Genomic DNA, 12,286 nt, shown 5'->3' on the forward strand with positions numbered 1-12,286 from the left:
AGCGGGAAATGACGCAAACCCTGCCCACCATGGCTTCTGCCCCGGTGGGCATTTTTGATTCGGGGTTGGGTGGACTGTCGGTGTTGAAGCATGTGCGGCAGCAGTTGCCGCATGAGCCGTTGATCTATGTAGCCGATTCCGCGCATGCGCCATACGGCGGCAAGTCTGAAGATGAAGTGCTGGCGCGCACACTCGCGATCGGCGATTTTCTTGTGGCGCAAGGCGTAAAAGCCATCGTTGTCGCCTGCAATACTGCGACGGCAGCCGCGATTGCCGCGCTGCGCCAGCGTTATCCGGAATTACCAGTGGTTGGCGTTGAACCCGGACTGAAGCCAGCCGCTCGAGCATCGCGAAGCCGCATTGTCGGCGTACTGGCTACCGAGCGCACCTTGGCGAGCGCGCGCTTTCGCGCCCTTGAAGCCGGCATCGCCGCCGACACCGGCGTCCGCTTTCTCGCCCAGCCCTGCCCCGGTCTTGCAGACCAGGTAGAAAAAGGGGAACTGCGCTCAGCCGCCACGGCGGCGTTGGTGCAGCGCTATGTGGCGCCGTTGATTGTTTCGGGCGCCGATGTGCTGGTGCTCGGTTGCACTCATTACCCGTTCCTCAGCGAGACCATACGTAATGCGGCGGGGGCGGCCGGAGCAGGCGAGCTTGCCATCATCGATACAGGTGATGCGGTAGCCCGTCAGCTATGCCGACGTCTTGATGAACACGTATCGACACAGAGTCTGGTCATTCAACCTGTGCTGGGCTTCACCACTGGAAGCGTAAGCAGTCTGCAATCGGCATTCAAAAAACTGCTTGATATGGAGATAGAGATTGGTCAGCTGAAGAAAGTAGCTGATTAAGTTTGCAAGGTCGGGCCGTTATTTGTATAATCACGTGCTGTCTCGCAAGCAACAGGAGACAGCGAAGTATCAGTGGTGGCCGTAGCTCAGTTGGTAGAGTCCAGGATTGTGATTCCTGTCGTCGTGGGTTCGAGTCCCATCGGCCACCCCAAGAAATTCAAGCACTTAGCCCAGTTTTCGGACTGGGCTTTTTGCTTTTAGAAACTCCGCCGGCTTCCGTGTAACCGCGGTGTAACCCAATTCCTTCTATCCTCTGGCCTAATCTGCGTTTCCTACCCCATCAGAGGTGCCTTATCCTTTCTGGATAAGGGCTTGCTAGAGAACTACATCCGGGTATTGCTGGCTGGGATTTACCTCTGTCAGAGGAAGCGCGGCAGTGGGGCGAAGCAGCAGTAAGCACGGTCGGTTGGCGACTACTCGGGAAACGAAAGATTGTCAAAATGCAATAACCATTTGATACGACGACAGCGTTCGATTGATCGTCGTAGAGCTGCGAAATCTCAATCTGTCCTCCCGAACCGCAACTTAATGCTGACTATGCGGGCAATATAGGCGCGATGGAACGCTATCTGCTTGTCGAGCGCACACAAGCCGGCTTGCAGATCGGGAAGGCAGTAGGCAAAGAGCTTGACCGCCAGAAGAAAACCACGAATACGCAGCGCGCCGAAATCATCGCGAAGCACGAAGCCGGCGTCAGCATCAGCGAGCTGGTGCGACAGTTCGGCATTTCCCGCCTGAGCATCGCCCGGATCGCAAAACCAGAGGCGTACAAGCCTAGTTAGCGAGCGTGGGCCGAAGTCCTGCGTCAACTTGGCGAAGGCATCCCGGTGGCGCAGCTTGCCCGCCAGCTCAACACGACACGACACGACACGACACGACACGGCAGACAATCATGCGAGTACGAGCTTCGCAATCGAAAACCGCCGGAGCGTGATGCCAATTACTTCTCCATACCAGGTGCAACGCGAAGTGCACCTATTGCTGGCCTCGGCCGCGGCGGCATAGAACAGTGTGACGAGATATCGGAAATTTTGACCTAAACAAAGGCGGCTTCAGACCGTGACAAACCCGCTTCGGCAGGTTTTTATTGTCGGAAAAATTTACATTAAATCAATTATAAATGTTATAAAAAATACAAGTCATTGATTTATATAAACATTTCTTTTAGGTACGATCCTTGCTTGTTATATAGAAACTTCCAAAAGGGACATAATGAAAAACTTTCTGAAAACTTCAGCCATTATTGCTGCCGCTTGCTTCGCTTCCGCAGCCCATGCTTCCATTGTTTTTTCTATTGAGCGCACTAGCGACACAACTGCCGTATTGACTGCAACTGGATCACTAGATGCCGGGATTTCCGCGCCGCTGAATGGCAATGAGCATTTTCTAACGTTCCAAAATCCATATGGCAATGCACTTTCTACTTATCAAAATGACGGCGCGCTTCAGTCGTCGACACTGACCGCTGGTGGTCAAATAATCGATTTCTCTTATACGGTCGGCCCAGGCTACAACTTCAGTGGAGTTGGTACGCAAGGCCTATATATGGGCAACAGCAATTTCAACACACTATTTTCGAATGGACAGACTGTTACTGGCAGCGCTTATCTATCCTTGCCTGACGGTGACATTTTTGCTGATGTAGGCAGTAGTGGAAATGTCTATTGGGGAACCGGTCCCGCAGATGCGATTGGGTCTTATCAGATCGTAGACCCTAATGCAGTACCTGAGCCGACAACTGTTGCCCTGCTTGGCCTAGGCCTGATGGGCGTTGCGGTATCGCGCCGCAAGTCGGCAAAGAAGTAAGCGCACGCGCCGTTTGATGAAGCCCGCCAAGTGCGGGCTTTTTGCGTCTATAGCGTTCAATTTTTCTGTCTTTTAGTACAGTAGAATGCGCCCGCGGTGCGCTAGTCGGGCGCTGAAGCCGCCGGGATCAAGTGCACACCGTAGATGTGTAGCGATGCATTCCGGCGAATACAGCCTAGGATTGGCTCCAGGCGCCGCGCCATCGCTGTCTTCCAACGCAGCATGCTGATTGCAAAGACAGAACGTGGAACGGTATAAGCATTGCATGGAACCTACACTATTCGGCATCAGCAAAACGGAATGGGACCTCTACAATTCCTTTTCCAATTGGGTATCTGCATTTGCGACTACGGCGGCCGTTATTGTTTCGCTATACCTAGCAAGAAAGGCAGGAAGGCCGAGAGCTAAAAATTTGGTCGGACATCGGGTAGTCATTACTCCCGGCGATACGGGAAAGCCGCCTGAAATTATCGTCTTCAAGATCGTGAATACTGGAGACCGGCCAATCCGGATTACCAGCATTGGTTGGCGAGTCGGGCTCAGGAAAAAGCGCTATGCCGTGCAAATGTACGAGGCACACGGAAGCAGTCCGATGCCAATCGAATTGGAACACGGTCAAGAAGCGCAATGGGTCGTACCGCTTGACCAGCGAGAGCAAGGGTGGCTCGAATACTTCGCACAAGGCATGCTCCGCCCGAACCTGTGGTTGTCATCATGGACCCTAGGAGCACAATTCCTTACTTCCGTTGGTGAAATCCTTATGGCCAAACCCGAACCAGGCCTACTCAATAAACACAACAGGTTCAGAAGATTAACTACGCTTATGAACAAACCCTTAAGCATCGCCACGCTTGAACTAGCCAGACCATTCAACATCAGAGCATTATCGTGACCAAAAAACGAAAAATTATCTCCGCCTATCTCTTTATCTCTCTGCTGTTCGCGATCTGAGTTCGGCACTTGCGCGCCGCAGGGCGACTTCAACCAAAAAGGAGATCGCATTACACTTCCGTTACCGCGCATGGGCGGCAATACTCTATAGGTTTTCGACGGAACGAGTGTGACCGAAGACGGCAAATCCGTCGATCTAACGAACAGTGACGGCCCTACAAAATAGCGTTCCAAAAAAATTCCAAGCAAACTGCCTCGATAAAATTCAGTGAGAAGACCTTATTCTTGTCAGCGAATGTCGAGCAATTCATACCTGCGCAAAATAAAGAATCTGCAATTTATATTGTTGACACGCGCCAGTACTAGAACAGTGCGTTTTAGACTGATCAACATCACCTATATCATTCATTTAGCGTTATGACCGAAGAACAAACCAAGAAATGCCATGCGATAATTCACGCCCATGCTATTGCTGCAGCGGCCGGGAATGCTGTTCCCGTCCCAGGACTGGGTATTGCAACTGATATGGTTGCAATGACGACTATGACAATGACCCTATGTGGGGTTTTCGGTGGCAGCCTAACGGACGAAGCAGCAAAAGCACTCGCAATCGCAGCGATTAAAAACACGATGCTGAAGCAACCAATCAAAACCCTCACAAAAGAGCTATCGAAATTGATCCCAGGCCTTGGCCAAATCGTCGCCCCAGGTATTTCTATTGTCATGTTCGAGGCCGCAGGCTGGACAATTGCGAAAGACCTTGAAAGCAAATTTGCGCGGAACGATAAATAACGAAGCGTCCTGATCGTACTTCGCCGCCTCATACCATTATTTATCCGGCAATTCGTTTCGCCGCACATCTATCAGAGAGGCAAGCCGTCGGGGCTCGGTCAGGCTTTTCATTAGATCTTTTGCTGTTCACCGCGGCGGACCGCATATTCGCGATCACGAATATGCGGCTCAGTCACTGCTCGCGTCGACCTCGGTGTAGATGAGCCAAGCGTTAGGTTTTTTCCAGCTTTCCTAACTGCCACAGCGGCTGCAGTTGCCTGCAGGTCGGCATCTTGTTGCCATGGATCGCATCCTTTGACGGTCAGCGCTATAAGGGTCGTTGCTTCAAATTGCACTTGGCCGGGTCGGTCAAGTCCGGAGTATGAAGTATGGCTTTATCGCACGCACTGGGAACACTATTCGACACGCGTCCCGCGAATAACAGAAGTTCTCCTGGTAACGTCCGCCCCTCTCCCAGCCTCAAATAGAACGCCGCGCAACTATGTCGGATAGCGATCCCGCCGACGACGCTCCAAATTTGGTTGATAAGGTGCGGGCGGATGTTTGCGACGCTCCACTCTGGCCATGTACGCGGTTGACCACGCATTGACCCATTTGGCCACCAGCGCCTTTCCCTCGGGAGAACTTGTATTGACCAACCGGTCTATCGCCCGACACATTCGTTGCACTGCATAAACTTTTCTATCCCGTCTGCCTGATCTACCCATGCAATGCATTATGGAGAGGCCTAAGACACAGATGCGCCATATCGCTTCCATGAGACCGAAGCCATCAATATGGCGGTTGTGAGAAGCCTTTTGCGTTCCTGGGCTCTCGCAGTTGAGCCATGATCCCCGCAATTCTCCGTATTGCTACCATCCAAGCACGGCAGCGTTAATCATTGACGCGAAATATTTCATACGAGCAATCTCTACCCGTCGAGGTACAACATACACTCGATGAGCTAAACAGTAGCCTGACGTAAAAAATCCCGCGGACCTTTCGGTACGCGGGATAGAAGACAGTTTTACCTACTTATGAAGTCGGCAATTCAAGAATAATTGATTCGCCTGACAAATCACTGACAGCACAGCAAATAGCTGTAATTGGATCCGTTTAGAAACATTCTGGCTGGGCAGACGTGGTGAGATGCAGAACGCAGAGCTTATTGGTGGCAGACACTCCCTTGTGTAGGCATCTTTGACATTGCCATCGTTGGTCAGTCCCCTGACGTTTCGGCCGGTTCCAGCCTTATCCATTGCGCCATAGCGGGCTTGACGGCACGTCTGAAATCTACCTATGCCTACGAGCACGGTAGCGGATGCATCCTTCAGAGGTTCATGCGTGCCGCGCCGGCATACCCTTGGCGACTACATTTTCCGGAATATGCGAAGTCACCACAGCGCCAGCACCAACAGCAGCCCAGGCGCCCACCGATAAACCTTCGAGCACGGTGGCATTCGCCCCAATCATGCAACCATCACCCAAGCTCGCATTGCCGCTGATACAAGCGCCGGGCATGACGCTGACGAAGTCTGCAATCCTGCAATCATGGCCAACAATCGCACCATTTGAGATACAGGCATGCGCACCGATGGTTACGCTGGCGCTTATACAAGCGTTTGCCAGGATAACGGCGCCTGCACCGATCACCACATCTGAAGAAAGCCAGGCTCGTGGGTGAATCACCGTAAACGGCGCGAGCGCATGGTCATTAGCACGATCTACCACCGACTTGCGTCCCTTGGGATACCCCACGCAAGCAATGTAATGGGTGGCATCGATGTGTCTTAGATCATCGATATTGCCGATCTGCCTGATACCACGATGCCCGAATCGCTCAGGCGCAACGTCATCGTCCGCAAGAATGCCCGCCACCTCAATGAAGATGCCGGGACCGTTGCACGATTTTGCATTTAGCGCTTCAAGAGCCCCGAGCACATCACTCGCATGACCTCCGCCTCCTAACAAGACGATACGCATAGCCACTCCCAAGCGAACGCATACTGCAAATCGATATCTTGAAGCCACGGTCTGCAGTTTGTTCCACCACTGCAAGTGGGGCATTTTAACCGGCAACATCATGTCATTAAGTAAAACCATGTAAAACGAGCCACATTGACGTACTGTACCGATTCCTTCCGCCTAAGCAGCTGGCGAAATGTCTGTGACAGTTGAGCAAAACCCTTCGCCGTTGGCTATGAATGGAATGCAAGTGCGTTTGCCACCGATAGACCGAAACAGGAAGTGTCCATACCGTGCCGGGGGACAAGCGGGTCCCACGTGGTGGCTCGACATCTCGATGGCCCGACCACCACTCGCTAGATCCACCATCGTTGTGAAGTTTCTGTGATCGATTGGCGCCATTGCCTTTCGACTTTTTCGTTCTTCTTGCACTGAACGATTGATGCTGAAATGAGCGAATCCGCGAAAAAAATTTTCCGGTAGACAACATACGTTGTTTCCCCGGAAAAATAGTTCGTCAAAAGAACATTTCTATTGCATGTTTCCAATAATGAAATACCATAGCTGCGTGGCAATTCGAAGTCATCCCGACTTCGGCATTCAAGTGGAAACGTGCACGATGTCCATTTCTTCCCTTTCTTTCGATATCCAGCCGCTAGAATCCCAAACGCCAGGCCGGGATAACTTTTCCATAAAGAAAGAGTCACTTCCCTTCACGATTCGTGTCGTCAGTAATGCGGCGGATCTGGAAAAGGCCGTCCGTATCCGCCATGCGGCATACATGCGTCATGTGCCCAATTTTGCTCGTGACTTGCGCAGCGCGGAGTCCAGCGATTCCGACCCCGGTGTCATTGTGCTGCTTGCCGAATCCAAGCTGGATGCAAGCCCGGTAGGAACGATGCGTATACAGACCAATGAATTTTCTCCGCTGGCGCTGGAAGAGACGATCGCGCTGCCGGACGAAATGCAGGGCAAGCGCCTGGCCGAAGCCTCACGGTTGGGAGTAACCCACGAACGCGTTGGCCGCATGGTCACCATGGCATTGTTCAAGGCTTATTTCCTGTATTGCCAGCGTCAACGCATCGACTCGATGGTAATTACCGCCCGCTTTCCGGTGGATCGACACTACGACCGACTGCTGTTCCAGGATATTTTCCCGAATCTTGGATATGTGCCTATCAAGCATGTCGGCAACATGCCGCATCGAATCATGTCACTCCAGGTTGGAGCGGCGCACGATCTCTGGCTTGAGGCGAAGCATCCGCTGTTCGACTTCATGATTAATACCTACCACAAGGACATTAATGTCGGCAGCACGACGGTATATCAGCCTCAGGTGCAGCCGCGGCCCCAAACTGCCGCGCCAGCGGCAATGACGGCTTGAAAAAGAGCAACATTTGCATTGTTTGGCGCTTTAAGTTACCCTGTGGCAATAAATAAGCGTTAACAGGGTATGTGGACTAGTGCAGCATGAGGAAACGAGAGTCGGCAAGCGAAGTTGCGCATGGAGCAGGATAAGCGCCGCTGCCTCCATCGACACCTGCTTAGTTCTCAAGTCCCTGTTCATGATGGTCTTGCCCATTGCTGGCTGCACAGGGAAATAAGAGATGCCCATTCATTCGTGGTATCGCGCTTTGCGCAATAGGTGCCCGCGGATACACCTATACAGTGTGCTGTATTGGTTGTCCGCCTATATCGTCCCCATTTCCATTGGTGCCCTGTCGCTGATCGTGCTGGTGTATGGTCCGGACCAGTATCCGGCCGAGTCCGGCAAGCCACTCGCATTCCGCGCCTACGAAGAGCAATCGGAAAATCTCGCCCCGCAGGAAGCGCTCGCGCGACTTGCGAAGCAGCCCGCAGCAAATTTTCGAGATACGCATCTGTCGGAACAGCCGTTCTGGCTTGCTTTCGAAATCACTCCTGAAGCAAGAGAAGCGATAAGCCACATCGACTTTCCGTCGCGGCATACGACCAGCCTCGCCTGCTGGGATGCAACGACGATGCGCGAACTGGGCGCAGCGGATCGCAGAGGCACAAGCGGCGGATTTTCCCTATTCCGCGCGGGCTTTGTCCTTTCCCTGCCATTAAGCGCGGATGGCATGAATATCTTGTGCCGCGAAATGTTCAAGGGACCGGCGCGCGCCGAGCTGGCCTCATGGACCGCGCCCAGTATGGCTTATGCCACCCGGGCTTTCGAACGCTATTCAGGCTTGCTCGATGGCGGCCTGATTGTTCTCGCGCTGTTCGTGCTGATTACCGCGATGATCAATCGCGAAAGCACTTATCTGCTCTTTTCCGCATGGCTGCTGGTCAACCTGCGGCTGGCTGGCCTGTCGACGGGCTGGGATGTGCAATGGCTGGGACACACCGTCTCTCCCGACTGGGTGTACCGGATAAGAGGTCTTTCGGCGGGAATGTATTACGTGCTGACGTTCACGCTGTTCCGGGCGCTGTTTCGTGATGAACTGGCGCGTCTCGGATACAGGCCGCTGCTCAAGGCCATGGAGTATTTGTGTGTGCCGCTGATCATCGGCGCGCTGCTGCTTCCCTACAAGATCTTTCTGCCGTTTCTCTGGGCTTCAACGGCATTCGCAACCTCAGGCGCAGTATTTTTCCTGACCCGAATTCTGCTTCATGCAATCAGTCCGGTTGCGCTTCTGTATGCGGCGTCGCTGTCGATCACGCTGATGTCCAGCCTGTACGAAGTGATATCCGCCTCGTTCGGACTCAAGGGACTCATCGGCACCGTCAACTTCGTGACCGCAGCGCTGTCCTCGAGCCTGCTGGCGGCGCTTGCCATCGCCGCGCAACTGCGCACGAAGCATCTCCAGTGGATGGCCGCGCAGGCCGAGCTGCAGCACACCTACAACGCGATGCCTATCGGCCTGTTCACGCTGGATCTGAGCGGACATTTCATCGCCATCAACCCGGCCATGTGCAGTATGCTCCGCGTTTCCTCGATACAGCCGGGCAAGGATGCATGGTCCTCGTTCTTCGACGCCGACGCATGGCAAAGGCTGGAAGACGTGGTTCGCAACAGTGGTGGAGAACTGGAGATCGGCTGCAACAGCGACGCCGAAGGCGAAAGAAGGCGCTTCCTGGTCAGAGCAGCGCTTTCCAACGGCAAGATCGAAGGATCGCTTCAGGACATCACGGCGCGCGCCAAGGCCACCGAAGAATTGCAGTTCATGGCTCACAACGATCCATTGACGAAGGTACTGAACCGGCGCGGCATCGACGCCTTTCTGGAAAAGGCCCTTGGCGGCCTGTCGCCCGAGACGCCGCTTCTGCTCGCCTACCTGGATCTGGATCGCTTCAAGCTCATCAATGACCTGTATGGCCATCCCGCTGGCGATGAAGTGCTCAGGCAGGTATGCGAGCGCATCAAGTCCATGCTCACCGGCGAGCAGCGTGTCGGACGCGTCGGCGGCGATGAGTTCGTCATCGTGTTCCCGGACATCCCGCCTTCGGTTGCAAGCTGGGTGTGCCGCGGCATCGTCGAAAGCATAGGAACGGCGCCGTATCACTACGCCGACAAGGCATTTCAGGTGCGCGGCTCCATCGGCCTGATCGAAGTTGATGCCGGCACCAAGCTCAAGGACGCCATCTCCACCGCCGATCGCGCCTGCCGGGAAGCGAAGTCATCGACAACCGGGCTGGTCATATATGAACACAGCGACAAGGCATTCCGGGAAAGGGAAGCCGAGCTGAGCCTGGTAGAAAGGATAGCCAGCGTCGGCGCGCCTGAAGGCCTCTTTATCGACATGCAGCCGATCATGTCACTGCGCGATCCGCACAGCTCGCTCAATTTCGAAGCCTTGCTGCGCATGCGCGACCGCGACGGCAGCGTGATTCCGGCCGGCCGCATCATCGCCGCTGCCGAGTCGAGCGGACGCATCGGCATCATCGACCGCTGGGTGCTCAACTGCGTGCTCGAGTGGGCCGATGCGAACCATGCGCAGCTGGACCGCACCCAGTTCATCTGCATGAACCTGAGCGGCGCCTCGCTCAATGACGAGCGCTTCGTTCTGGATGCGATCGAGATGCTGGAGCGCAAGCGCAGCGCTGCCAGCCTGCTTTGCCTGGAGATCACGGAAAGCGTCGCCCTGCACGATCTGCAGAACACGCGTCGCTTCATCGATAAGGTGCGCGAGTACGGCGTAAGGATTGCGCTCGATGATTTCGGCGCGGGCTATACCTCGTTTTCCTATCTGAAGGACTTGCCAGCCGACGTATTGAAGATTGACGGCAGCTTCATCGTCGACATGAATGCGCATCCGGCAAACGTGGCCATCGTCGAAGCGATCGTGAATCTGGCCGGCAATCTTGGCATGAAGACCATTGCCGAATGGGCTGAGGACAATGCAACGGTGCAGGCGCTGGTGGAAGTCGGCGTCGATTATGTACAGGGCTACGCCGTTTCGCGTCCGCAGTCGCCGACCCGAATCCTAGCGGCGAACTCCGCAGCAAGCTTCATCACGGACAGCGAGCTTGCTGCCTATGCGAAAACCCTCAGTCTGCTTACCGATGCGCCGACCGAGCTGCCGCCCGGCATAGCGCTGGTTTCCTCAGACGGGATGCTGCTGACGAAGTAGCTCGAAAAGCTGCCTGCCCTATTGGCAGGCGCTTCTTCGTGCCGACACTGAAAGCTCGCCCGCGGCGCGAATAACCGCTCTGATCGACCGCTTTGCTCCGCAAGCTTCGCGCTTGGCAAATGACACCCTGCTATTGCGTCTCCGGCCGTATCGGCGGACCGCTCGGGCGGCCGTCGAAGTCCAGCCATTGATGGCGATCGTAGTCATACAGCTTGCAGATGCGCATGGTGGCCAGAATGTTTCCCAGCGTAGCCTTCTGCACCACCAGCCGGTCTCCAATCAGAGCATTCATGTGCAGTTGCGCTTCATACAGCCGATAGCATGGGATGCCGGCATGCGCATGGTGTACCGCATGCGAATACACATGATTCACCATCGTCGATGCCCAGCGCGGCAGCACCAGGTGCGTCGAGCAGCGCTCCGGAGGAAAGCCGCTGCGGTCCTGACCGACGCGGAACCAGGGAATCAGCGGATGGTTGTGCATCAGGTACAGCGAGGCGCCGCTCAGCATGCAATGCACACACAGCGGCAGGAACCATCCGATCAGCACGGTGGCGACGGGTGACAGACCGCTGTAGCCACGCCGTCCCATCTCGTAAAGAAAGCTCGCCAGCGCGAAGTGGTAAGCCGCCATCAGGTAGAAATACAGGCGTGCGCGGCGCCGATTGCCTGGCAATGTCGCCGAGGTTGGATGGATGCGCAGCGGCAGCAGCCAGCGGAACATGAAGTTGATCCAGAAGCCGACAAGGTTGGGCGCGCGCACGAAACGTTCGAGCCACTGGCGCGGCCGCGACAGGCGATCGAACTCGGCCTTGCTCAGCGGACGATAGAAATCCACCGGCTCGCCATTGGTCTTCGGATGATGTCCGCCGTTATGGTCCGCCACCCACATTCTGTAGTTCTGGCACGAAGGCACGCCGAGCAGCAATGCCAGAATCCAGTTCAGCCGCCTGCTCCTGACCAGCGCGCGATGTGCCGCGTCATGCGCCAGCGTGTAACTGCTGGAAAGACGAAAGCCGGCAAGGGCTGCGGCCAGCAGCTTCAGCGACAGCCAAGGGCTGGCAATCAGCACAGCAATGCATACCCAATAGATCAGAATGTCGCGCACGACCAAGAGCGTGCCGCGAAGATTGCTGGACTGCGCGTAGCAATCCAGTTCGCGCAGCATCGCGGTTCTTGACAACGCGGGATGGGAAGCAGCGGGACGCGAAACGGTTGAAACCGGAGCCGCGGCGGACGGGACTGCGGAACTCGGCAGGACGGGAGTCTGGGTAGCAATCATTGCGATGACGAAATAGTGTGCGCCGGAAAAATATTAGCACACAGTCAATTATTTCAATCACCGTTTATCGCACGTTTATTCACTAAACGCTTATGACTTTCTTCAAACTGTGCAAGTCCCCAACAAAC

At 55.0% G+C, this 12,286-nt stretch carries 9 protein-coding genes and 1 tRNA gene; 8 read left to right on the forward strand and 2 right to left on the reverse strand.

All coding sequences use genetic code 11. The features are described from left to right. Nucleotides 1-8 precede the first annotated feature (8 nt). The 6 genes from murI (at nucleotide 9) to JJB74_RS17030 (ending at nucleotide 4,337) form a co-directional block, all read left to right on the forward strand. Entirely contained in the window at nucleotides 9-848 is an 840-nt protein-coding gene (gene murI, locus JJB74_RS17005) for a glutamate racemase (protein WP_200593669.1), read from the forward strand. Between the two features lie 75 nt (nucleotides 849-923). Then, nucleotides 924-999: transfer RNA gene (locus tag JJB74_RS17010), tRNA-His, on the forward strand. Nucleotides 1,000-1,405: 406 nt separating this feature from the next. Continuing rightward, nucleotides 1,406-1,630, forward strand: a complete 225-nt coding sequence (locus tag JJB74_RS17015; protein ID WP_200593671.1) for a helix-turn-helix domain-containing protein — start codon at nucleotides 1,406-1,408, stop codon at nucleotides 1,628-1,630. 430 nt (nucleotides 1,631-2,060) lie between these two features. Further along, complete coding sequence (locus JJB74_RS17020; RefSeq protein ID WP_200593672.1) at nucleotides 2,061-2,654, forward strand: PEP-CTERM sorting domain-containing protein; 594 nt, start codon at nucleotides 2,061-2,063, stop codon at nucleotides 2,652-2,654. Between the two features lie 265 nt (nucleotides 2,655-2,919). After that, a complete protein-coding gene (locus JJB74_RS17025) occupies nucleotides 2,920-3,546 on the forward strand; it encodes a hypothetical protein (RefSeq protein ID WP_200593674.1) in 627 nt (208 codons plus the stop codon). 416 nt (nucleotides 3,547-3,962) lie between these two features. Continuing rightward, nucleotides 3,963-4,337 (forward strand): hypothetical protein, encoded by a 375-nt coding sequence (locus JJB74_RS17030; protein WP_200593676.1) that lies wholly within the window; start codon nucleotides 3,963-3,965, stop codon nucleotides 4,335-4,337. Between the two features lie 1,317 nt (nucleotides 4,338-5,654). Here the strand turns inward: JJB74_RS17030 and JJB74_RS17035 are convergent. After that, a complete protein-coding gene (locus JJB74_RS17035) occupies nucleotides 5,655-6,299 on the reverse strand; it encodes an acetyltransferase (RefSeq protein WP_200593678.1) in 645 nt (214 codons plus the stop codon). Nucleotides 6,300-6,900: 601 nt separating this feature from the next. On the opposite strand from JJB74_RS17035, the gene JJB74_RS17040 reads away from it, so the two are divergent. Together JJB74_RS17040 and JJB74_RS17045 are read left to right on the forward strand one after the other, a co-directional pair. After that, the gene (locus tag JJB74_RS17040; protein WP_200593680.1) at nucleotides 6,901-7,665 is read left to right on the forward strand and encodes an N-acyl amino acid synthase FeeM domain-containing protein; all 765 of its coding nucleotides are present in this window, start codon (nucleotides 6,901-6,903) and stop codon (nucleotides 7,663-7,665) included. A gap of 286 nt (nucleotides 7,666-7,951) precedes the next feature. Continuing rightward, the gene (locus tag JJB74_RS17045; protein ID WP_200593682.1) at nucleotides 7,952-10,876 is read left to right on the forward strand and encodes a putative bifunctional diguanylate cyclase/phosphodiesterase; all 2,925 of its coding nucleotides are present in this window, start codon (nucleotides 7,952-7,954) and stop codon (nucleotides 10,874-10,876) included. 130 nt (nucleotides 10,877-11,006) lie between these two features. Here JJB74_RS17045 and JJB74_RS17050 read toward each other — a convergent pair whose 3' ends face one another. Next, nucleotides 11,007-12,044, reverse strand: a complete 1,038-nt coding sequence (locus JJB74_RS17050) for a fatty acid desaturase family protein (protein WP_200593684.1) — start codon at nucleotides 12,042-12,044, stop codon at nucleotides 11,007-11,009. Nucleotides 12,045-12,286 lie beyond the last annotated feature (242 nt).

It is taken from the genome of Noviherbaspirillum pedocola (genome assembly GCF_016632335.1).
GTDB classification, from domain to species: domain Bacteria; phylum Pseudomonadota; class Gammaproteobacteria; order Burkholderiales; family Burkholderiaceae_D; genus Noviherbaspirillum_A; species Noviherbaspirillum_A pedocola.

Coding starts and splice junctions, on each gene's coding strand:
- murI (WP_200593669.1), top strand. CDS start 9: ATGACGCAAACCCTGCCCACCATGGCTTCTGCCCCGGTGGGCATTTTT.
- JJB74_RS17015 (WP_200593671.1), top strand. CDS start 1,406: ATGGAACGCTATCTGCTTGTCGAGCGCACACAAGCCGGCTTGCAGATC.
- JJB74_RS17020 (WP_200593672.1), top strand. CDS start 2,061: ATGAAAAACTTTCTGAAAACTTCAGCCATTATTGCTGCCGCTTGCTTC.
- JJB74_RS17025 (WP_200593674.1), top strand. CDS start 2,920: ATGGAACCTACACTATTCGGCATCAGCAAAACGGAATGGGACCTCTAC.
- JJB74_RS17030 (WP_200593676.1), top strand. CDS start 3,963: ATGACCGAAGAACAAACCAAGAAATGCCATGCGATAATTCACGCCCAT.
- JJB74_RS17035 (WP_200593678.1), bottom strand. CDS start 6,299: ATGCGTATCGTCTTGTTAGGAGGCGGAGGTCATGCGAGTGATGTGCTC.
- JJB74_RS17040 (WP_200593680.1), top strand. CDS start 6,901: ATGTCCATTTCTTCCCTTTCTTTCGATATCCAGCCGCTAGAATCCCAA.
- JJB74_RS17050 (WP_200593684.1), bottom strand. CDS start 12,044: ATGCTGCGCGAACTGGATTGCTACGCGCAGTCCAGCAATCTTCGCGGC.